Origin of the sequence: Pseudomonas sp. (assembly GCF_033723075.1) — a bacterium.
Lineage (GTDB): Bacteria > Pseudomonadota > Gammaproteobacteria > Pseudomonadales > Pseudomonadaceae > Aquipseudomonas.
Genome location: NZ_JAWVXU010000038.1, coordinates 1 through 21,474 on the forward strand (window position 1 = coordinate 1; position 21,474 = coordinate 21,474).

The window sequence follows — 21,474 nt, forward strand, 5'->3', positions numbered from 1 at the left end:
CCACTACCCTGTCAGCCCGGCGCATTCTACACAGCTTTCGCTGCACTGCAACTTCTCTTTTTAAGCTAACTTCTTGTTTTACAAGAGGTTTGCCGAGAAGCCTGCGCCAGAAGAGGTGCGGATTATAGGCCCAACAGAAACCACGTCAAGGCTTTATTCCGCCTTTAGCGTAATGCGCGCAAAAGCCTTCTTGCCCGCCTGACAGACATGGGTTGCGCCCTGCTTATATATAAAGGAACGATCCACCACATCGCCATCTACTCGCACCCCACCGGAACCCAGCAAGTCACGCGCTATGGCAGCGTTCTTGACCAGTCCAGCCTTGTTCAACAAAGCCGCGATAGGCATATCCTCGGCTGAGACCAATTCGATTTCCGGCAAGTCTTCCGGCAGCTCACCCTCGCGCATGCGGTTACCCGCCGAACGATGAGCGCTCGCCGCCGCCTCTTCCCCATGAAAGCGCGCCACTATCTCCTCAGCCAGCTTGATCTTGATATCACGCGGATTGGCACCACTCTCGACATCAAGCTTGAACTGAGCGATTTCTTCCATCGAGCGGAAGCTGAGCAACTCGAAGTAACGCCACATCAGCACATCGGGAATGGACACTAGCTTGCCGTACATGACCCCCGGAGCTTCTTGGATGCCCACATAATTGCCCAGCGACTTGGACATCTTCTTGACACCGTCCAACCCCTCGAGCAACGGCATGGTGACAACGCACTGCGACGCCTGGCCATAGGCGCGCTGCAATTCTCGCCCCATCAACAGATTGAATTTCTGATCGGTGCCACCCAGCTCGACATCCGCGCGCAGGGCAACAGAGTCATAGCCCTGCACCAACGGATAGAGAAACTCATGGATAGCAATAGGCTGATTGGTCGAGTAACGCTTGCTGAAATCATCACGCTCGAGCATGCGCGCAACCGTGTATTGCGACGCCAGCCGGATAAAGTCGGCTGGCGTCAGCTGATCCATCCAGGTGGAGTTGAAAGCCACCTCGGTTTTCGCCGGATCGAGGATCTTGAACACCTGAGCCTTATAGGTCTCGGCATTCGCCAGTACCTGGTCACGTGTCAGTGGAGGCCGGGTAGCACTCTTGCCGCTCGGGTCACCAATCATGCCGGTGAAGTCGCCGATCAGAAATACCACCTGATGCCCCATCTCCTGAAACTGCCGCAACTTATTGATAAGCACGGTATGCCCGAGATGGAGATCCGGTGCCGTCGGATCGAAGCCCGCCTTGATGCGTAGCGGCTGACCACGCTTGAGCTTTTCCACCAGCTCGGACTCAACCAAAACCTCTTCCGCACCGCGCTTGATCAGCGCCAGCTGCTCTTCGACCGACTTCATGACAGGACTCACAACCACACAAAATTAAAGGGAACCAACGATACAAGATCGCAGACAAATAACAAGTTTTGCTCTGAGAGTCACACCCCTGCAGCCTGCTGCTGCCTTTTGGGGTTGCCTCACAGACGATTTGGTTATATTTTATACAATTAACGTATATTCATCAGGTTCTTCATCTTTTCTTTTCACCTATTTCAAAGTCAAAGCCATCTATGACCTCTATAAACAAAGCGCCCCCGCCATACCCAAAAACTCACATTCTGGCTGCAAGCGGCATAGCTGCAGTGCTCAGCCTGGCTTTGCTGGTGTTCCCCTCACGCGAAGTCGAAGCCAAGAAAACCTACCTCAGCCTTGAGCTCGACAACGGCTCCGAGCTTGTTTTGCTGGAAAAGAATGACCCGCTTCCTGACGACCTCACTGACGATCAGAACACCTCGCCGTTCGCCAGAATCGAGCAGCCCTCGGATACTCGCAATAGTGCCAAGCAGCGTGTCGATACCAGCGACGGCAGTACCAAGCCAAGCACCGAGACAGCTGAGCTCACGCCAAGCGATCCCCATTACAAGGTTGTCAAGGTTGCCAATGGCGATACGCTCTCCACGATTTTTGCTGATGTAGGTCTCTCTGCCAGCAGCCTTCATGAGGTATTGAATAGCAGCAAAGAGGCCAAGCAATTCAGCCGCCTAAAAGTTGGCCAGGCACTCGAGTTCCAGCTCTCCGCAGACGGTCAACTCGAGAGTCTGAACAGCAAGCTCAGCGATCTCGAAAGCATCAACCTCAGCAGGGATGACAAAGGTTTTTCCTTCAAGCGCGACCTCGTCAAACCGGACGTCAGAACCACCTACACTCGCGGTGTAATCAACAGTTCGCTGTTTTTGTCAGCGAAGCGTGCCGGACTCTCCCATGGATTGACCATGGACCTGGCCAACGTTTTTGGTTACGACATCGACTTCGCCATGGATATTCGTGATGGCGATGAGTTCGAGCTGGTCTATGAAGAGAAAGTGGTCAACGACAAGCAAGTCGGTACCGGCAATATCCTCTCCGCCCGCTTCACCAACCGTGGCAAAACCTTTACCGCGGTGCGCTACACCGACAAACAAGGCAATACCAGCTACTACAGCGCAGACGGCACCAGCATGCGCAAGGCCTTCATCCGCACACCTGTAGATTTTGCCCGCATCAGCTCACGCTTCTCCAACGGCCGACGCCATCCGATCCTGAACAAGATCCGCGCGCACAAGGGCGTCGATTACGCCGCCGCCCGCGGTACACCAATCAAAGCCGCCGGCGATGGCAAGATCGCCCTTGCCGGACGCAAAGGTGGCTACGGAAACACCGTCGTCCTCCAGCATGGCAGCCGCTACCGCACCCTCTATGCCCATATGCAGGGCTTCGCCAAAGGCATCCGCACCGGCGGCAACGTCAAGCAGGGCCAGATCATCGGCTACATCGGCACTACCGGCCTTTCCACCGGACCACACCTGCATTACGAGTTTCAGGTCAACGGTACCCACGTCGATCCTCTGAGCCAAAAGCTGCCAATGGCCGATCCTATTGCCCGCAATGAAAAGCAGCGCTTCATGCAACTGAGCACGCCCTTGATGGCACGCATGGATCAGGAAAAAACCACCCTGCTCGCTCTCAACAAGCACTAACGCAGATGCCGCTCTATCTTGGGCTGATGTCCGGTACCAGTCTCGATGGGCTGGATATCGCCCTGATCGAGCAGAGCGAGAAGACCACTCTACTCGCCACCCATTACCTGCCCATGCCGGAAGAGTTGCGCGCCGAGCTGTTGGCGCTGTGCGCACCGGGCCAGGACGAACTGGCGCGGGCCGCCATGGCTGAACAGCGCTGGGTGAGGCTGGCTGCCCAGGGCATGCAGACGCTACTGCAACAGCAAGAACTCAGCCCCACTTCAATCCGCGCAATCGGCAGCCACGGCCAGACCATCCGCCATGAGCCGGGCCGCGGGTTCACCATCCAGATTGGCAACCCCGCCCTGCTTGCCGAGCTGACCGGCATCAGCGTAGTGAGCGACTTTCGCCGCAGGGATGTCGCCGCTGGAGGGCAAGGTGCACCGTTGGTGCCCGCTTTCCACGAAACCTTATTTGCCAAGCAACGCAGCTACCGCGCGGTATTGAATCTCGGCGGGTTCAGCAATCTCAGCCTGCTCGCGCCCGATCAGCCCGTGCGCGGCTTCGATTGCGGCCCGGGCAATGTGCTGATGGACGCCTGGATCCAGCGCCAGCGCGGCGAAAGTTATGACCGCGACGGCGCCTGGGCGGCCAGTGGCAAGGTGCAGCCCGATCTACTCGAAGCACTACTTGGCGACCCTTTCTTCAACACCCAGGGACCCAAGAGCACCGGTCGCGAGCTGTTCAATCTGGACTGGCTCGACCAGCACTTGGGCAAGCGCCTTCGCTACGCCGAAGCGGATGTACAAGCGACACTGCTGGAGCTGACCGCCATCAGTATCAGCAAGGCCCTGCTCGGCGCTCAGAGCGAAACCGAAGAACTGCTGGTCTGCGGCGGTGGCGCGCATAACCACACACTGATGACACGCCTGGCCGCGCTACTCCCAGGCTGCGCAGTCAACAGCACGCAGCTCCACGGCGTGCCTGCCGACTGGGTGGAAGCCATGGCCTTCGCCTGGTTGGCGCATTGCTGCCTGGAAGGCATACCCGCCAATCGGCCGAGTGTAACGGGCGCCAGCGGATTACGGGTGCTCGGCGCTATCTACCCGGCCTGACGGCTAACGCACCAAACGCAGAAACGACAACGCCGTACCCTCGGTTGGGCGTTAGTCCTCAGCGTGAAGGCGGTCAGATCGAGAAGGACGAACCACAACCACAGGTAGTGGTAGCGTTTGGGTTCTTGATCACGAAGCGCGAGCCCTCCAGGCCTTCCTGGTAATCCACTTCGGCGCCCGCGAGGTACTGGAAACTCATCGGATCTACGACCAGGCTCACCCCTTCGCGCTCGACGATGGTGTCATCATCGGCGACTTCTTCATCGAAGGTGAAGCCGTACTGGAAGCCCGAACAACCGCCGCCCGTGACGAACACGCGCAACTTCAGGCGAGGGTTACCCTCTTCATCGACCAGGCTCTTCACCTTGCTCGCCGCGCCCTGCGTGAATTGCAAAGCTGTAGGGGTGAAGGTTTCGACGCTCATGCTGACTATCTCCCGGCGCTAGACGCCATACTGCGTTGAGGCCCTGCATTATCCACTTACCCTACAAAAGCGGTCAACTATTCTGCAGAAACCAGATTCTCCGGCAACTCCAATGGCCGCGGCTGCTCTTTTAGTGGGCGCAATCCCCCTTCGATCTGCGCCCCTATGGCCATTTCCATCAAGCCGTAATACAGGGTACCGCACACCCGTGCGCGACTGCCCAACTCCAAGTGCTCGCAGGCATAAACATCGCCGATCACTTCACCGTCAATCACGATGCGCGGGGCGCGGATCTCACCTTCAACCTGCCCCTCGGCACTGACCCGAACCATGCCATCACTGGTCTGCAGATCGCCACAGACCCGGCCATCGACCTGCACTGCCCCGTGAAAGCGTAAGTCTCCATTGAACTCCGCCCCGGCGGCAATCAGGCTGGTCTTGCCAGTGAAACGCTGCAGGTCGGTCTTGCGTTTGTCTTTATTCCACATGCGAGGCTGTCACTCCTGGTCGATCCATTTGAATGTACGCTCCAACGGCTTTTCGCCTTTGACTTCGGCACGCACCCTGATCTGCTGCGGCGCAAAGTCCTCAGGCAACTCCAGCTCGGCGAAGCGTCCAGCTTCAGGAATCGCCTGGAAATGCCTGAAGGCAAAGGGAATCACCTGACCACTGAACTGATCAGGCAAGTCTTGCGTCAATGCGGCCAGTTGCAAGCTGACCTCCTTCCCCCCCTGGCGCCCCTCCACCGTTACCACTAACTGGCCCTCAAGCGGCTTGTCGTCCTTGCCCACCCGGCTGAGCAGTATTTTGTAGCGAAAGTGCATCGGCCTGTCCGTGGCCTGCAGCTCAAAGGTGCGAATGCGCAGGCCTTCCCGACGACTGGCTGGTGCCAGCACACCTTTGTAGAACGCCAGGTCCTGCTGCTGCTTGAAGATCTGTTCTTCAAGCAGCTTGATGGTCAACCGACTCTGTTCGTTGGCCTGCTGTGCGACTTTCTCGCCACTGCCGACCACAACCAGGCGTTGGCGCAACTGATCCAATTCCTTCTCCAGCGCGATCACGCGCTCCTGCATCGGCTGGTATTGCACCTCGATCGCCTGAGTCGTGCGCAGCTGCCACCAGGTTCCGGCATAGAACGCGGCGGGGATAGCCAGGAGCAACAACAGCAACACCAGTCGCATGCGACCGGCACGACGCGGGTCACTGGGGCGGACTTCCCAACCGGCCATCAGGGCAGCATGGCCGCATGCGACAGCCCCAGTCGCTCGTCGAGACCGAAGAGGATATTCATGTTCTGCAGCGCTTGGCCGGAAGCACCTTTGACCAGGTTATCGATTACCGACAGCACCACCACCAGATCGCCATCCTGCGGACGGTGCACGGCCATGCGACAAACGTTGGCCCCCCGCACGCTGCGGGTTTCCGGGTGGCTGCCAGCCGGCATCACGTCGACGAACGGCTCGTTGGCGTAGCGCTTCTCGAACAGTGCCTGCAGATCGACCGTGCGGTCCGCCACTGTTGCATACAAGGTCGCGTGAATGCCGCGAATCATCGGGGTCAGGTGCGGTACAAAAGTCAGCCCCACCTCGGTGCCCGACGCCCGACGCAGACCCTGGCAAATTTCCGGCAGATGGCGGTGGCCCTTGACGCCATAGGCTTTCATGCTTTCACCAGCCTCGCTGAACAACGAGCCGACGCTGGCACCGCGCCCGGCGCCGCTGACCCCGGACTTGCAGTCGGCGATCAACCGCGAAGTGTCGGCCAGACCGGCTTCCAGCAGCGGAATCAAGCCCAGTTGTGCGGCGGTCGGGTAGCAACCGGGCACGGCGATCAGGCGCGCCTGCTTGATCGCTTCGCGGTTGACCTCCGGCAATCCGTATACCGCCTCCGGCAGCAGATCCGGCGCGCCGTGGGGCTGGCCATACCACTTGCCCCACTCTTCGGCGTCTTGCAGACGGAAGTCGGCAGACAGGTCGATCACTTTGGTCCCGGCCGCCAGCAACTCGCCGGCCAGGGCATGGGCGACGCCATGCGGAGTGGCGAAGAACACCACGTCGCAAGCCCCCAGGGTCGCTACATCCGGAACACTGAAAGCCAGGCCAGGGTAGTGACCGCGCAGGTTCGGGTACATCTCGTCGACGCGCAAGCCCGCCTCTGAGCGCGAAGTGATGACTGCAACTTGCGCCTGTGGGTGCTGCGCCAACAAGCGCAACAACTCCACACCGGTGTAGCCCGTGCCGCCGACGATACCGACCTTGACCATCACTTGCCCCTTGCATAAAGCCATTGGAAAGCCGTCGATGATAAGGCCGTAACCGCCAGCGGCCAACCGCGCAGATGACGTATCGGGCGCCGGCCACTACTATCGGGGCACTTTTATTGCGCTGGAGTCGGACAATGCTCTATCTGTGGCTCAAAGCCCTGCACATCATCGCCATGGTCTGCTGGTTCGCCGGGCTGTTCTACCTGCCACGCCTGTTTGTCTACCACGCCATGAGCGAAGACGACACCAGTCGCGAGCGCTTCTGCGTGATGGAACGCAAGCTGTACCGCGGCATCATGCTGCCGTCGATGATCGCCACCCTGATTTTCGGTGTCTGGCTGATCAGCCTCAACCCCGGCTACTACTTCAGCCAAGGCTGGATGCACGCCAAACTCAGCCTGATCGTCCTGCTGATCGGCTATCAGCACCTCTGCGGCGCCCAGCTCAAACGCTTCGCCCGTGGCGAGAATCGACGCAGCCATGTGTTCTACCGCTGGTTCAATGAGGCGCCCGTGCTGGTCTTGCTCGCTGTTGTCATCCTGGTTGTGGTCAAACCCTTCTGAACCTGCCCGAGGAGCCCGTATGAGCCTTCCCGCCCTGCTTGAACAACGCCTGCGCCTGCCCGTGGTGGCCGCCCCCATGTTCCTGGTGTCCAACCCGCAACTGGTTCTTGCCTGCTGCCGTAACGGCATCGTGGGCAGCTTTCCCGCACTCAACCAGCGCGACAGCGGCGCCTTCAAAGCCTGGCTGGAAGAGATTGAAGCCGGTCTGCAGGCAGAATCCGCGCCTTACGCGGTCAACCTGATCGTGCATGGCAGCAATCCACGCCTGCAGGCAGACCTGGCCATCTGCATCGAACAGCGCGTGCCGATCGTCATCACCAGCCTCGGCGCGGCCAAGGAAGTGGTCGATGCAGTACACAGCTACGGTGGCCTGGTATTCCACGACGTGACCACCCGCCGCCATGCGGAGAAAGCCGCAGAAGCCGGAGTCGATGGCCTGATCGCGGTCGCCGCGGGCGCCGGTGGCCATGCCGGCACCTGGAGCCCCTTTGCCCTGATTGCGGAAATCCGCCAGTTCTTCGACAAGACCCTGCTGCTGGCCGGCTGCCTCAATCACGGCCATGAAATTCTCGCCGCGCAATTGCTCGGCGCCGACCTGGCTTACCTCGGCACCCGCTTTATCGCCACTCAGGAGAACAACGCTCCGGCGGCTTACAAGCAGATGATTCTGCACGCCCGGGCCGCCGACATCATCCACACCCCGGCTGTATCCGGGGTGCCGGCCAGCTTCATGCGCCAGAGCCTGGAACTGGCCGGCTACGACCTCAAGCAACTGCAGAACAAGGGCGAAATCAACTACGGCGAGAAGCTCAAGCCGATCAGCGACGAGGCCAAGGCCTGGAAAACCGTATGGTCGGCCGGCCAGGGCGTCGGCACCATCAGCGATCTGCCGAGCGTCGATGCGCTGGTGGCACGCCTGGATCGCGAATACCGCGATGCGCAGCGTCGGGCCCAACTATTGCAGCAACACTGGCCGCGCTGAAGCGGCAATGCCGACTGGGCCTGAGTAACCCTGAGGAACATGCTCGACTCGGCTATCGACCGCCAGGCGCGCTACCCGGCATTCGGCGCAAAAGCTTCAGCAAACGATGCCGACCACATAACGAACCTTTTGTCGGCTGCAGGACGCCGCCTGCAAACCTGTGAAGTGAGCAGCATATTTGTGCTCTAGGCTGCTTGTTCAGAGGCCTGCAGGCCCGCTAGGCTGTAGTGGCCACTTACCCATAAGCGCCGACAAGGAAGCTTGCATGACCCAAGCCCGTTTCAAGATTGTCTTCAATGGCGAATTGATGCCTGAAGTAACGCTGGAAACCGCCCAAGACAACCTTGCCCGCCTGTTCAAAAGTGACCGCACGCGAATCAACGCGTTATTCAGTGGCAGTCCTATCGCCATCAAGCGCGATCTGCAGGAAAACGAGGCCGATCAATACCTCGCGGCCCTGCACCGCGCGGGCGCCAAGGCGCGCAAGGAGCCGGACCTGGCCGCCAGCCTGAGCCTGGTCGACACCGAGGATCACCGTTCCGGCGCAGCGGCAAGCGACGCCGGTCGCGAGATGAACTGCCCCAAGTGCGGTCATCGGCAAGCCAAGGCAGCAGAATGTTCTGCTTGCGGCATCATCATCGAGAAGTTCGTGGCGCGTCAGGCCGTGCCTACCGATGCGCCGGCAAGTCATGCCCCCCCAGCCGGCGATCCGGCCAAGACCCCCTATGCCACGCCCCGGGCGGCAGTGGGTGAAGTGCTACCGGCGTTCGGCGAGCTGAATGCCTTCACCATCGACGGCAGGATCGGCCGACTGCGCTATCTGGCCTGGTCACTGGTACTGATGTTCGCCACCGCAGGGGTCATGGGCGTGGTGGCGATTGCAGCCGGCATTTCCGAGGTGCTCGGCGGCATTCTGGGGATCGCCGTGCTGATCGGCATGCTGGTCGTCAGCGTGCAGATCGGCGTGCAGCGCCTGCATGACATCGGCTGGAGTGGCTGGCTGTTGCTGCTCAATATCGTGCCGATCGTCAACAGCGTGTTCTGGCTGCTGATGCTGGTGGTCCCCGGCAGCCAGGGCGCCAACCGTTTTGGCTCGCCGCCGCCGGCCAACAGCACCGCAGTCAAGATACTCGCCGGGCTGTTCCTGGCGCTGCTGATCGGTAGCGTGCTGACCCTGTTCCTTGGTGGCTTCGCCATGCTTGGTCTGGCGCTCAGCGATATGGATCCGGGCATCCTGGGCACACCCGGCAATTGAGCCAGCACCGGGCCGCGGTAATTTGGCCGGCGGCCCAGGCAACCCAGGAGCACCAGGGCGGTCAAAGCTGTCCCTTCACGGAGAACCCCCATGCCTCGTTACGCCCTGATAACCGGCGCATCCAGTGGTATCGGCCTGGCCTTGGCCGAAGCCCTGGCACGTCGCGGGCGTAGCCTGATCCTGGTTGCACGGCAACGCGATGCGCTGGACAGCATCGCCCGCGAGCTGACCCAGCGCTTCGCCGTGGAAGTCCTGTTCCGCGTCTGCGACCTCGGCGAGCCGCTGCAAATCTCCGGACTGCTGCATGAACTGGAACAGAGCGAGCTGTCCATCGACCTGCTGATCAACAGCGCCGAGGTGGACACTGGTGGTGCCTTCGTCGCGCAGGACTGGCGCGGCGAGCAGCAACTGATCGAGGTGAACGTCCTCGCACTCGCCCGCCTCTGCCATGCTCTCGGCACGGTGATGGCCGGACAGGGCAGCGGGCAGATCCTCAATGTCGCCTCGCTGGCTGGATTTCACCCCGGTCCCTGGATGAGCAACTACCACGCGAGCAAAGCTTATGTCCTGCACTTCTCCGAAGGTCTGCGCGAAGAACTCAAGGAATACGGTGTCAGCGTGTCGGTGCTCTGCCCGGGGCCGATGCGCAGCGCCTACTTCTGCTCGGCACAGATGGACAGCACGCAGGCAGAACACGACAAGCGGGTGATGAGCGCCGAGGAGGTGGCACTGATCACGCTCAAGGCGCTGGAGAAAAACCGCGCGATCATCATTCCCGGCTGGCGCAACCGGCTGCGGGCCATCGCGCCACGCCTGGCGCCGCGCTGGCTGGTGCGCAAAGTCGCGGCGCGGCGCAACCGGCCGCTCAGCCGCAGCTGATCAGGCCATGACCGTACGACCCTGGGCCCAGGCCCGCAAGGCGTTGAGGTCTTCGGCCATCACCACCGACAAGGGCGCGGTGCTGTGGATAGCGTGCAGCAGCAAGGCCTGATCGACCGCCTGTTGTTGCGCCTGGGCCGCATACAGGGCGCTGACCACGACCTGTTCGATCTCTGCCCCGGAAAACCCGGCGCTGGCGAGCGCCAGCAGGTGCAGGTCGAACCCGGCAGGTTCCAGCTCGCGCCGCGCCAGATGAATGCGAAAGATCTCCGCGCGCACAGCCTGATCGGGCAAGTCGACGAAGAACAGCTCATCGAAACGCCCCTTGCGCACCAGTTCCGGCGGCAGACGGTCGATCGCGTTGGCGGTCGCCACCATGAATACCGGCGCCTTGCGCTCGGCCATCCAGGTCAGCAGGGTGCCGAGCACCCGCTGGCTGACGCCGCCGTCATGCTCGCCGCTGGCCAGACCTTTCTCGATCTCGTCGATCCACAGCACACAGGGCGCCATCTGCTCGGCCAGGCTCAAGGCCTCGCGCAGGTTGCGTTCGGTCTCGCCAAAGAACTTGTTGTACAGGCAGGCAAAGTCCAGACGCAGCAGGGGCAAGCCCCACAAGCCGGCCACGGCCTTGGCGGCCAGGCTCTTGCCGCCGCCCTGCACACCGACCAGCAGCATGCCCTTGGGCAGGTCGCGGCCATTGCCGTCGAGAAAAATGCCCTGGCGCTCGGCCAACCAGCGCTTGAGGTTGTTCAAGCCACCGACCTCGGCGAAGCGTGCGGTGTCGTACTCGAAGCTCAGCACCCCCTCAAGATCCAGTAGCTGGAACTTGGTCTTGTTCAGTTCCGGCAAATCCTCCTGGGTAATCGCGCCGTCATCGCAGATCACATTGCGCGCCAGCACCCGGGCTTCGCCATGACTCAGGCCGCGCAGGTTCTTCACCACCTGCTGCAAGGTACGATTATCGGTGCGCACCCGGGCATTGCGATTACGCTCGCTCCAGCGGCTGGCTTCTTCGCGCACGATCGCCAGCAATTCGTCTTCCGACGGCAGCGCCAGGCTGAAGCGCGCGGCAAAGCGTTGTACCTCCGCCGGCAGCTTGCAGGCGTGGGAGACCAGCACCAGGGTTGGTGCCTGCGGCCTATCGCGCATGGCGATTTCCTTGAGCAGGCGCACCAGCCTGGGGTTGTCGGCGAGAAACGGATGCAGGTCGCACAGCACATACAGATTCGCCTGCGGATCGGCCTTGATCAGCCGCAACGCGGTCTCCGGCTCCTGGCTCGAGGCTTCGCCCGACTGCTCACCGCCGAAGCCCAGGCGCTGCAGGCCTTCGGTCACCGACCAGGTGTGCAAGCCGAGGCCACGTTTGACCGCCAGACCGGTCAGGGTTTCCAGTACGCGCGGCTCATCCCAGGACTCGATGAGGATCAGCTTGACCCTGGAGTCGAGCACCAGGCCCAGATCATGGATATCGTTCTTCACACCCGCTCCTTGTGGCGGTCATATGGTCGGGATCGACCCAGCCCGTTAGACTCGGGCCTCATTCAACAGGCCAGGAGACTGCGCCATGGACTGTCTGTTCTGCAAGATCGTCGCCGGGGAGATACCCGCGCGCAAGCTTTATGAAGACGATCAAGTGATCGCCTTTCACGATATCGGCCCCAAGGCCCCGGTGCATTTTCTGGTGATCCCGAAGAAGCACATTCACAGCCTCAACGACCTCGGCGAAGACGACAAAGCCCTGGCCGGACACATTCTCTATACCGCTCAGCGCCTGGCCAAGGAACAAGGCTGTGAACAAGGCTTTCGCGTGGTGATGAACTGCAATGAATTGGGCGGGCAAACCGTCTACCACATCCACATGCATGTCCTCGGTCAACGGCAGATGACCTGGCCGCCGGGCTGAACAACGCTCCCAGCCCAGTCGAACGGCCCTGACTCCGGTCAAGCCGCAGCACATCGATTGGAGTAAACTCGCCACTCTCTTTTCGCCGGAGGTGCCCGATGGCCAGCGAACGTCAGTACTCCCCCGTAGACCGCCTGTTCCTGCAAGCGGACGCGGCTCTGCGCACCCTGCTGCCCTTCAGCGGTCAGCCCAGTCGCCCCTCGCCAGCCATCGTGCAGGAGGAGGCCGAACTGGATGAACCGACCGCGCGGCATGTCGCCGGCCTGATGCGCATCAACCACACGGGCGAGGTATGCGCCCAGGCGCTGTACCAGGGTCAGGCACTGACCGCCAAGTTGCCGGACGTGCGAACCGCCATGGAGCATGCCGCCGATGAGGAAATCGATCATCTGGCCTGGTGCGAGCAACGTATCCGCCAGCTGGGCAGTCACCCGAGCGTGCTCAACCCGCTGTTTTATGGCCTGTCTTTTGGTGTCGGCGCCGTGGCCGGCCTGATCAGCGACAAGATCAGCCTGGGGTTTGTCGCCGCCACCGAAGATCAGGTGGTCAAGCACCTGGACGACCACCTGCAACAGCTGCCAGCCAACGACGACAAGTCACGGGCGATACTCGAGCAGATGCGCCTCGACGAAGAGCGCCACGCCACCAGCGCCCTGGAGGCCGGCGGCCTGCGCTTCCCGACTCCGGTAAAATTCGGCATGACGCTGCTGTCCAAGGTCATGACCAAGAGCGCCTATCGGCTGTAGCCGCAGGCACGTTGCCGGCATATCGATAAAGGGCGCCAATGGCGCCCTTTATCGATATCACTAGCAGCTTATGGCTTGACGCTCTTGGGTGCGTCAGCCAATTCGACGATCTCGTAGTCGTGGGTGATCTCGACCCCGGCACGGCCGAGCATGATCGAGGCCGAGCAATACTTCTCCGCCGACAGTTCCACCGCACGCTTGACCTGCGCCTCCTTCAAGCCTCGGCCCTTGACCACGAAGTGCAGGTGGATCTTGGTGAACACCTTGGGTTCTTCGGTGGCCCGTTCGGCCTCGAGAAAGGCTTCACAGCTCTCTACCGGCTGTCTGGATTTTTTCAGGATGCTGACCACATCGAAGTTGCTGCAACCGCCCAGACCGATCAGCAACATCTCCATCGGGCGCACACCCAGATTACGGCCACCGCTCTCCGGCGGGCCGTCCATCACCACCGCGTGACCGCTGCCCGACTCGCCGATAAACAGGGCTTCGCCGGCCCATTGAATGCGCGCTTTCATTACCAAGCCTCCGCTGTTAAAAAGGGACGCAGCTTAGCACAGCCCTTTTCGCGGCCTGACTTCAGCCTTCCGGACGAAAGTTCCGCGGCTAGATGTTAGCCATGTCGCAAAATCGACCCAGGCCTTGACGTGTTTGTTAAGCTGACGCCGGATTGCTGGCACACTGGCCAGATAACTATAAGAAATTGCCTGTCAGACAAAGGCTTACCTTTTTATTTTCGGGACTCGGGCATGGTCGCAATTACCCTTACACCTAAAATCAAGAATCTCGACAAACTCCTCGCACATTGTCACCGTCGTCGCTATACGGCAAAAAGCACCATCATCTATGCGGGTGATCGTTGCGAAACCCTGTTCTTCATCGTCAAAGGTTCGGTCACCATCCTCATCGAGGACGATGATGGTCGCGAAATGATCATCGCCTACCTCAATCCCGGCGACTTCTTTGGCGAGATGGGCCTGTTCGACAAGGATGGGGCAGAGAAAGAGCGCAGCGCCTGGGTGCGCGCCAAGACCGAATGCGAAGTGGCTGAGCTCAGCTACGCCAAATTCCGCGAACTGACCCAGCAAGACCCGGACATCCTCTACGCGCTAGGCAGCCAGATGGCCGAACGCCTGCGCAACACCACGCGCAAGGTCGGCGACCTGGCGTTTCTCGACGTCACCGGCCGCGTCGCGCGCACCCTGCTCGACCTGTGCAAACAGCCGGACGCCATGACCCACCCGGACGGCATGCAGATCAAGATCACCCGCCAGGAAATCGGCCGCATTGTCGGCTGCTCGCGCGAGATGGTCGGCCGCGTGCTCAAGGCCCTGGAAGAGCAAGGCCTGGTCAACGTCAAAGGCAAGACCATGGTGGTATTCGGCACCCGCTGAAGTCGCCAGGCATAAAAAAGCCGGCGCATGCGCCGGCTTTTTGTTATTCGCCGAAATCAGCGGCTATGTAAATATCGAGCGCCGTAGCGAGACCGTCTCCAGGCATTCGCAGCGCAACGCCGCAGGGGGGGGGGGTTGCAGACGGCCGCAGTAGGCGAAAGTTTTTTCACAGCATCTCAGTCCACATCGGACCTGGCGATTACCCGCCGGCGCTCGGGGAAGAACAGTCGTTCCAGTTCAATTCCCGGATTTTCCGCACGCATAAAGGCTTCACCGACCAGGAAGGCGTACACCTCGCTGATTTCCATCAGTTCGACATCGGCGCGGTTGAGGATGCCGCTCTCGGTCACCACCAGGCGGTCGCGCGGAATTCGCGGCAGCAGATCCAGGGTGGTCTCCAGGTCGAGTTCGAAGGTATGCAGGTTACGGTTGTTGATGCCTACCAGCGGTGTATCCAGGGTATTCAACGCACGCTCCAACTCGTCGCCATCGTGCACCTCGACCAGCACATCGAGATCGAAGGCCTTGGCGGTCGCCGCCAGCTCGGCCATCTGCGCATCGGACAGCGCCGCAACGATCAACAGCACGCAATCGGCGCCCAGGGCACGGGACTCGACGATCTGGTAGGGGTCGATCATGAAATCCTTGCGGATCACCGGCAGCGAACAGGCGTTTCGCGCTTCCTGCAGGTAGAGATCGGCGCCCTGGAAGAAATCCTCGTCGGTCAGCACCGACAGACAGGTCGCCCCACCGGCCTGGTAACTGCGGGCGATGTCCGCCGGGACGAAGAGTTCACGCAGCACGCCCTTGCTCGGCGAAGCCTTCTTGATCTCGGCGATGACCGCCGGCTGCTTGCGTTTGGCCTGTTCCTGCAAGGCCCGGGCGAAACCACGCGGGGTATCGGCGGCACGGGCTTGCTGCTCGACTTCCTCGAGGCCGACGATGGCGCGACGCTCGGCCACTTCTTCGGCCTTGCGGGCAAGGATTTTCTCCAGAATGGTTGGAATGCTCACCCTTGATTCTCCTGCTTGAATACCGCGGTAAAGGACACCAGTTCCTGCAGTTTCTCCCAGGCCAGCCCGGTATGCAGCGCATCATGGGCCAGTTGTACACCTTCTTTCAGGCTGCTGGCCAGATCGGCGGCATACAGCGCCGCCCCGGCATTCAGCACGATCATGTCGGCCGCCTTCTGGCCCTGCTCGCCCTTGCGCTTGGTCAGCGCATCACGGATCAGTGCCAGCGATTGTTCGGCGTCATCGACGGTCAAACCGATCAGGCTCTGGCTCTTGATGCCGAAATCTTCCGGCTGGATGCTGTACTCGCTGAGCACGCCGTCTTTCAGTTCGGCAACGAAGGTCGGTGCCGCCAGGCTGATCTCGTCCAGACCATCCTGGGCGTGCACCACCAGCACATGCTCACTGCCCAGGCGCTGCAGCACTTCGGCCAGCGGCCGGCACAGCGCCTTGCTGAACACCCCCAGCACCTGATGCCTGACCCCGGCCGGATTGGTCATCGGCCCGAGCATATTGAAGATGGTGCGCAGGCCCAGTTCGCGACGCGGGCCGATGGCGTACTTCATCGCGCCATGGTGGGCCGGGGCGAACATGAAGCCGACCCCCACGCTCTCGACGCAACGCGCCACCTGCTCCGGGGTGAGATCGAGGTTGACCCCGGCGGCTTCCAGCAGATCGGCGCTGCCGCTCTTGCCCGAAACCGCACGGTTGCCGTGCTTGGCCACCCGCCCCCCGGCCGCGGCGACGACCAAGGCCGCCGCGGTGGAGACGTTGAAGATATTCATGCCGTCGCCGCCGGTGCCGCAGGTGTCGACCAGGTGTTCGGCGTCGATCTGCACCGGCGCAGCCAGCTCGCGCATGAGCTGCGCGGCACCGACGATCTCGTCGATGGTTTCGCTCTTCATGCGCAGGCCCATGAGGAAGGCGCCGACCTGCGCATCGGTGCACTGGCCGGTCATGATCTCGCGCATCACATCCTGCATTTCTGCAGTGCTCAGGTCGAGCTGACTGACGACCCGATTGAGGGCTTCCTTGATGTTCATGCGCGCACGCCTCCATGTTGTTTGAGGAAGTTGGCAAAGAGCTCATGGCCCTGCTCGGTGAGAATGGATTCCGGATGGAACTGCACACCCTCGATATTCAACGTCTTGTGCCGCAGGCCCATGATTTCATCGACCGCGCCATCTTCGCGCTGGGTCCAGGCGGTCACTTCCAGGCAATCGGGCAGGTTTTCGCGCTTGACCACCAAGGAATGATAGCGGGTAACCGTCAGCGGGTTGTTGAGACCGGCGAACACCCCGCTATTTTCGTGGAACACCGGACTGGTCTTGCCGTGCATCACCTGGCGCGCACGCACCACCTCGCCGCCGAAGGCCTGACCGATGCTCTGGTGGCCCAGGCAGACGCCGAGAATCGGCAGCTGGCCGGCAAAGTGCTTGATTACCGCCAGCGACACGCCGGCCTCGTTGGGCGTGCAGGGCCCGGGCGAGACCACGATGCGCTCGGGCTGCAGGGCGACGATCTCGGCGACACTCAGCTCGTCGTTGCGGATCACGTGCACCTCGGCACCCAGTTCGCCGAGGTACTGCACCACGTTGTAGGTAAAGGAGTCGTAATTATCGATCATCAGCAGCATGGCAGGACTCCTCAGCGCTCGTTCTGGTCAGGGACGGTTTGTTCGGCAAGCGCGACGGCACGGAACATGGCGCGACGCTTGTTCAGGGTTTCTTCCCACTCCAGAGCCGGTACCGAGTCGGCGACAATGCCGGCGCCAGCCTGCACATGCAGCTCGCCGTCCTTGATCACCGCGGTGCGGATGGCGATGGCGGTGTCCATGTTGCCGTTCCAGGCCAGGTAGCCGACGGCGCCGCCGTAGACGCCACGCTTGACCGGTTCCAGCTCGTCGATGATTTCCATGGCACGAATCTTCGGCGCCCCGGACAGGGTGCCGGCCGGCAGGATGGCGCGCAGCGCATCCATCGCCGTCAGGCCTTCCTTCAGTTGACCGGTGACGTTGGAGACGATGTGCATGACGTTGGAATAGCGCTCGATCACCATCTTCTCGGTGAGTTTGACCGAGCCGGTGCTGGCGACCCGACCGACGTCGTTGCGACCCAGGTCGATCAGCATCAGGTGCTCGGCGACTTCCTTGGCATCCGCCAGCAGGTCCTGCTCCAGGGCCACATCGGCCTCCTCGTTGGCGCCGCGCGGGCGGGTGCCGGCGATGGGACGCACCGTGACCAGGCCGTCCTCGAGGCGCACCAGCACCTCGGGGGAACTGCCGACCACGTGGAAGTCGCCAAAATTGAAGAAGTACATGTAGGGCGTCGGGTTGATGCAGCGCAGCGCCCGGTACAGATCGATAGGTGCGGCCTTGAACGGGATCGACATGCGCTGGGAAATCACCACCTGCATGCAGTCGCCGGCGAGGATGTACTCCTTGATCGCGCTGACCGAACGCTCGTAATCGTCGCGACTGAAGCTGGAGCGGAATACCGGCTCGGCACCGGGCGCGGCATTCAGGTCGACACCCAGGCGTGGGGTAATGGGCTGGCGCAGCTTGTGCAGAATTTCCTGCAGGCGTGCCTGACCCTGTTCCAGCGCCCCCTCCTCGGCCGGGTCGGCGAGGACGATGGCGTGCATCTTGCCGGCCAGGTTGTCGAACACCACCACGGCGTCGGACACCATCAGCAGGATATCCGGGGTGCCCAGCGGGTCAGGATGGCTCCCGGCCGCCAGCTTCGGCTCGACGTAACGCACGCTGTCGTAACCGAAGTAGCCGACCAGGCCGCCGTTGAAGCGCGGCAGCCCGGACAGGGTCGGCACCTTGTAACGCGCCTGAAACTGCTCGACGAAGGCCAGCGGATCGGCGCACTCGTGGCGCTCCACTTCGACGCCATCGACGCTGATGCTCACGCGGTGGCCATAGGCGCGCAGCACGGTGCGCGCCGGCAGGCCGATAATCGAGTAGCGGCCCCATTTCTCGCCACCCTGGACCGACTCCAGCAGGTAGCTGTTGGCCTCATCGGCCAGTTTCAGGTAAATCGACAACGGGGTATCGAAGTCGACCAGGGTTTCATAGGCAAGCGGAATGCGGTTATAGCCGGCAGCGGCTAAACGCAGGAATTCTTCGCGGGTCATATCAGCCTCGTGGCTTGAGGGTAAACGGTCGTGTGCAAACGCGCGGCCTGTGCGGCCAAGATCAGGTCAGAGGCGCCAGCGCCAACGGGCCAGGGCCTTGATGATTTTCATACCGGTTCTTGCGGACCAGCGCGTGCAGGTAACCACCACGGAGCTCTCTCAGGCAGGAGTAAAGTCCGGCAACACTAGCGCAGCCGCCAGACCTAAGCAACCCGGCCCGCGCGGCTTAGCCGGCAACCAGCAGTTGGCGCAAATCATCCAGCACGCGCAGCGGGTTCTCTTCGGCGATCGGGCGACCGTGGTTGTAGCCGTAACTCAGCGCCACGCAGGGCACACCGGCCGCCTTGGCCGCCAGCACGTCATTGCGCGAATCGCCGATAAACAGCGCCTGCCGGGCCTCGACCCTGGCCAGCTGCAACACATGCAGCAGCGCGGCCGGGTCGGGCTTCTGCTGAGGCAGGGTGTCGCCGCCGATGATCCAACGGAAATAGCTGCCCAGGCCTTTTTCATCCAGCAGCGGCGCGACGAAGCGTTCCGGCTTGTTGGTGATAATCGCCATCTCGACCTGTTGCGCGCGCAGCCAGTCGAGGGTTGCCAGCACACCCGGATAAATCCGGGTCAGGCTGTGGTCTTCGGCATAGGCCTGCATGAACAGTTCGAGCGCCTGCTCGGCGTCGGCATCGTCAATATGCTCGTGCTGCAGGCCACCGGCCAGGGCGCGCCGCACCAGCACCCGAGCCCCATTGCCGACCCAGTCGCGCACCTGCTCGATCCCGGCCGCCGGCTGCCCGAGCAGAAGCAGGCTCTTGTCCACCGCCGCCGCCAGATCCGGCACCGAATCGACCAGCGTGCCGTCCAGGTCGAACATCACCAGACGTGGCAACTCGCCCTGAAACAGCTCTTGCAGCATGCTCACCCGCGCACCTGAGCCAGCTCGGCACGCATTGCATCGATCACGCGTTTGTAGTCCGGCTGGCTGAAGATCGCCGAGCCGGCCACGAAGGTGTCGGCACCGGCGGCGGCGATCTCGCGGATGTTCTGCACATTGACCCCGCCGTCGATCTCCAGGCGGATGTCGCGGCCGCTGGCGTCGATCAGGGCACGTGCCTCGCGCAGCTTGTCGAGGGTACCGGGGATGAATTTCTGCCCGCCGAAGCCCGGGTTGACGCTCATCAACAGGATCATGTCGACCTTGTCCATGACGTGCTTGAGCACCTCCAGCGGGGTGGCCGGATTGAACACCAGGCCGGCCTTGCAACCGCCAGCCTTGATCAGCTGCAGGGAGCGGTCGACATGCTCGCTGGCCTCCGGGTGGAAGGTGATGTAACTGGCACCGGCCTCGATGAAGTCGCCGATGATGCGATCCACCGGCTTGACCATCAGGTGTGCGTCGATCGGCGCAGTGATGCCGTATTTGCGCAGCGCCGCGCAGACCATCGGGCCGATGGTCAGGTTGGGTACATAGTGGTTGTCCATCACATCGAAGTGGACGATGTCGGCACCCGCGGCGAGCACCTTGTCCACTTCCTCGCCCAGACGGGCGAAATCGGCGGAGAGGATCGACGGGGCGATGGCGAAGGATTGCATGGCGCACCTCAGTGGCATTCACGAAAGTGGCGCATTGTACCCGAGCGCATTCTCAGCCGTCGCTGGGACGATGGTCGGCTGCCCGCTCAGCAGAGCGGTGTAGGGTGGATGACGCTTTTTTCATCCACCATCGCAGTTGGTGGATGGGTGAAGCGTCAGCTACGCGCCCCGATCCGCCCTACGAGGTCGCGGATAAAAGAAAACCCGCCGCAGCGGGTTTCCATACAGCAGTTGCGCTTACGCCAGTTCGTCGAAGCACTCTTTGATGATCGCCAGGCCCTTGTCGAGCAGGGCATCTTCGGCGGTCAGCGGCACCAGCACCCGCAGCACGTTGCCGTAAGTGCCGCAGGACAGCAGGATCAAGCCCTTGTCGCGTGCCTTGGCCACGATCTGGCCGGTCAGCGCGGCGTTCGGCTTGTGCAGATCGCCGTCCTCGCACAGCTCCATGGCGATCATCGCACCGAGGGCGCGCACCTCGCCGATGCTCTTGTGCTTGGCCTGGATGACCTTGAGGCCCGTGACCAGCCGCTCGCCGACGGCCTTGCAGCGCTCCAGCAGCTGTTCTTCCTCGAACACGTCCATTACCGCCAGGGCTGCGGCGCAGGCAATCGGGCTGCCGGCGTAGGTGCCGCCCAGGCCACCCGGGGCGATGGCGTCCATGTATTCGGCCTTGCCGCACACGCCCGCCACCGGGAAACCGCCGGCGATCGATTTGGCGAAGGTGGTCAGGTCGGCGGCTACGCCCATCTGCTCCATGGCGAAGAAGGTGCCGGTACGCCCGGCACCAGTCTGCACTTCGTCGGCGATCAGGAGGATGCCGTGCTGATCGCACAGGGCGCGCAGGCGCTGCATGAATTCTTTCGGCGCGACGTAGAAGCCGCCCTCGCCCTGCACCGGCTCGATGATGATGGCGGCAATGTCGCGCGGTTCGGCGTCGTTCTTGAACACCCGCTCGATGCTGGCGATGGCGTCGTCAGTGCTGACCCCGTGCAGCTCGCACGGGTATTGGGCGCGGAACACGCCGCCGGGCATCAGGCCCATGCCGGCCGAGTAGGGATTGACCTTGCCGGTCAGCGAGAGGGTCATCATGGTGCGGCCGTGGTAGCCGCCGGTGAAGGCGATCACCCCGGCCCGGCCGGTGGCGGCGCGGGCGATCTTCACCGCGTTCTCCACCGCCTCGGAGCCGGTGGTGACCAGCAGGGTCTTCTTGGCGAAGTCG

22 protein-coding genes and 1 pseudogene are annotated in these 21,474 nt (G+C 62.0%); 9 read left to right on the top strand and 14 right to left on the bottom strand.

Annotated elements, in window-relative coordinates:
* Positions 1-153: 153 nt before the first annotated feature.
* A complete protein-coding gene (gene tyrS, locus R3355_RS23465; RefSeq protein WP_318963532.1) occupies positions 154-1,353 on the bottom strand; it encodes a tyrosine--tRNA ligase in 1,200 nt (399 codons plus the stop codon).
* A gap of 212 nt (positions 1,354-1,565) precedes the next feature.
* Between tyrS and R3355_RS23470 the strand changes: the two genes are divergently transcribed.
* Together R3355_RS23470 and R3355_RS23475 are read left to right on the top strand one after the other, a co-directional pair.
* Positions 1,566-3,011, top strand: a complete 1,446-nt coding sequence (locus R3355_RS23470; protein WP_318963534.1) for an OapA family protein — start codon at positions 1,566-1,568, stop codon at positions 3,009-3,011.
* Between the two features lie 5 nt (positions 3,012-3,016).
* Positions 3,017-4,108, top strand: coding sequence for an anhydro-N-acetylmuramic acid kinase (locus tag R3355_RS23475; RefSeq protein ID WP_318963535.1), 1,092 nt, complete (start codon positions 3,017-3,019; stop codon positions 4,106-4,108).
* Positions 4,109-4,181: 73 nt separating this feature from the next.
* On the opposite strand, the gene erpA is transcribed toward R3355_RS23475, so the two are convergent.
* The 4 genes from erpA to argC all read right to left on the bottom strand — a co-directional run bounded on the left by erpA (position 4,182) and on the right by argC (position 6,795).
* A complete protein-coding gene (gene erpA / locus R3355_RS23480; protein ID WP_090448660.1) occupies positions 4,182-4,532 on the bottom strand; it encodes an iron-sulfur cluster insertion protein ErpA in 351 nt (116 codons plus the stop codon).
* Between the two features lie 77 nt (positions 4,533-4,609).
* Positions 4,610-5,020, bottom strand: a complete 411-nt coding sequence (locus R3355_RS23485; RefSeq protein WP_318963537.1) for a polymer-forming cytoskeletal protein — start codon at positions 5,018-5,020, stop codon at positions 4,610-4,612.
* A 9-nt stretch (positions 5,021-5,029) separates the two neighbouring features.
* A complete protein-coding gene (locus R3355_RS23490) occupies positions 5,030-5,713 on the bottom strand; it encodes a DUF6776 family protein (RefSeq protein WP_318963538.1) in 684 nt (227 codons plus the stop codon).
* A gap of 47 nt (positions 5,714-5,760) precedes the next feature.
* On the bottom strand, positions 5,761-6,795 hold the full coding sequence (argC, locus tag R3355_RS23495) for an N-acetyl-gamma-glutamyl-phosphate reductase (RefSeq protein WP_318963556.1): 1,035 nt from the start codon (positions 6,793-6,795) through the stop codon (positions 5,761-5,763).
* A 134-nt stretch (positions 6,796-6,929) separates the two neighbouring features.
* Here argC and hemJ point away from each other — a divergent pair, with 134 nt between their 5' ends.
* From hemJ to R3355_RS23515, 4 genes are all read left to right on the top strand, one after another.
* On the top strand, positions 6,930-7,358 hold the full coding sequence (gene hemJ / locus R3355_RS23500) for a protoporphyrinogen oxidase HemJ (RefSeq protein WP_318963539.1): 429 nt from the start codon (positions 6,930-6,932) through the stop codon (positions 7,356-7,358).
* 19 nt (positions 7,359-7,377) lie between these two features.
* Positions 7,378-8,340 (top strand): nitronate monooxygenase family protein, encoded by a 963-nt coding sequence (locus R3355_RS23505; RefSeq protein ID WP_318963540.1) that lies wholly within the window; start codon positions 7,378-7,380, stop codon positions 8,338-8,340.
* Positions 8,341-8,605: 265 nt separating this feature from the next.
* Positions 8,606-9,595 carry a DUF805 domain-containing protein gene (locus R3355_RS23510; protein WP_318963541.1) on the top strand — a complete coding sequence of 330 codons (990 nt, stop codon included), beginning with the start codon at positions 8,606-8,608 and terminating at the stop codon, positions 9,593-9,595.
* Between the two features lie 90 nt (positions 9,596-9,685).
* Positions 9,686-10,474 (top strand): SDR family oxidoreductase, encoded by a 789-nt coding sequence (locus R3355_RS23515; protein WP_318963542.1) that lies wholly within the window; start codon positions 9,686-9,688, stop codon positions 10,472-10,474.
* Here the strand turns inward: R3355_RS23515 and R3355_RS23520 are convergent, their stop codons facing one another.
* Positions 10,475-11,953, bottom strand: a complete 1,479-nt coding sequence (locus R3355_RS23520) for an AAA family ATPase (protein ID WP_318963543.1) — start codon at positions 11,951-11,953, stop codon at positions 10,475-10,477.
* A gap of 85 nt (positions 11,954-12,038) precedes the next feature.
* Here R3355_RS23520 and R3355_RS23525 point away from each other — a divergent pair, with 85 nt between their 5' ends.
* The gene (locus R3355_RS23525) at positions 12,039-12,377 is read left to right on the top strand and encodes a histidine triad nucleotide-binding protein (RefSeq protein WP_318963545.1); all 339 of its coding nucleotides are present in this window, start codon (positions 12,039-12,041) and stop codon (positions 12,375-12,377) included.
* A gap of 98 nt (positions 12,378-12,475) precedes the next feature.
* Positions 12,476-13,123 (top strand): 2-polyprenyl-3-methyl-6-methoxy-1,4-benzoquinone monooxygenase, encoded by a 648-nt coding sequence (coq7, locus tag R3355_RS23530; RefSeq protein WP_318949330.1) that lies wholly within the window; start codon positions 12,476-12,478, stop codon positions 13,121-13,123.
* Positions 13,124-13,191: 68 nt separating this feature from the next.
* On the opposite strand, the gene R3355_RS23535 is transcribed toward coq7, so the two are convergent.
* Complete coding sequence (locus R3355_RS23535; protein ID WP_318963546.1) at positions 13,192-13,638, bottom strand: OsmC family protein; 447 nt, start codon at positions 13,636-13,638, stop codon at positions 13,192-13,194.
* A 231-nt stretch (positions 13,639-13,869) separates the two neighbouring features.
* Here R3355_RS23535 and crp point away from each other — a divergent pair, with 231 nt between their 5' ends.
* Positions 13,870-14,514: a cAMP-activated global transcriptional regulator CRP gene (gene crp / locus R3355_RS23540; RefSeq protein ID WP_172153125.1), complete on the top strand. Its 645-nt coding sequence runs from the start codon at positions 13,870-13,872 to the stop codon at positions 14,512-14,514.
* Positions 14,515-14,690: 176 nt separating this feature from the next.
* Here the strand turns inward: crp and trpC are convergent, their stop codons facing one another.
* The 7 genes and pseudogenes from trpC to R3355_RS23575 all read right to left on the bottom strand — a co-directional run.
* Complete coding sequence (trpC, locus tag R3355_RS23545; RefSeq protein ID WP_318963547.1) at positions 14,691-15,527, bottom strand: indole-3-glycerol phosphate synthase TrpC; 837 nt, start codon at positions 15,525-15,527, stop codon at positions 14,691-14,693.
* Positions 15,524-16,570 carry an anthranilate phosphoribosyltransferase gene (gene trpD / locus R3355_RS23550; protein ID WP_318963549.1) on the bottom strand — a complete coding sequence of 349 codons (1,047 nt, stop codon included), beginning with the start codon at positions 16,568-16,570 and terminating at the stop codon, positions 15,524-15,526. The genes trpC and trpD overlap by 4 nt, the downstream gene beginning before the upstream one ends.
* Complete coding sequence (locus tag R3355_RS23555; RefSeq protein WP_318963551.1) at positions 16,567-17,163, bottom strand: aminodeoxychorismate/anthranilate synthase component II; 597 nt, start codon at positions 17,161-17,163, stop codon at positions 16,567-16,569. Before R3355_RS23555 ends, trpD begins: the two co-directional genes overlap by 4 nt.
* 11 nt (positions 17,164-17,174) lie before the next feature.
* Positions 17,175-18,668, bottom strand: coding sequence for an anthranilate synthase component I (gene trpE, locus R3355_RS23560; protein ID WP_318963553.1), 1,494 nt, complete (start codon positions 18,666-18,668; stop codon positions 17,175-17,177).
* A 66-nt stretch (positions 18,669-18,734) separates the two neighbouring features.
* Positions 18,735-19,584, bottom strand: a pseudogene (locus R3355_RS23565) (phosphoglycolate phosphatase).
* The gene (gene rpe / locus R3355_RS23570) at positions 19,581-20,255 is read right to left on the bottom strand and encodes a ribulose-phosphate 3-epimerase (RefSeq protein ID WP_318949337.1); all 675 of its coding nucleotides are present in this window, start codon (positions 20,253-20,255) and stop codon (positions 19,581-19,583) included. The pseudogene R3355_RS23565 and the gene rpe overlap by 4 nt, the downstream one beginning before the upstream one ends.
* 237 nt (positions 20,256-20,492) lie before the next feature.
* On the bottom strand, positions 20,493-21,474 hold a 982-nt coding region (locus R3355_RS23575; protein WP_318963555.1), incomplete at its 5' end, for an aminotransferase class III-fold pyridoxal phosphate-dependent enzyme.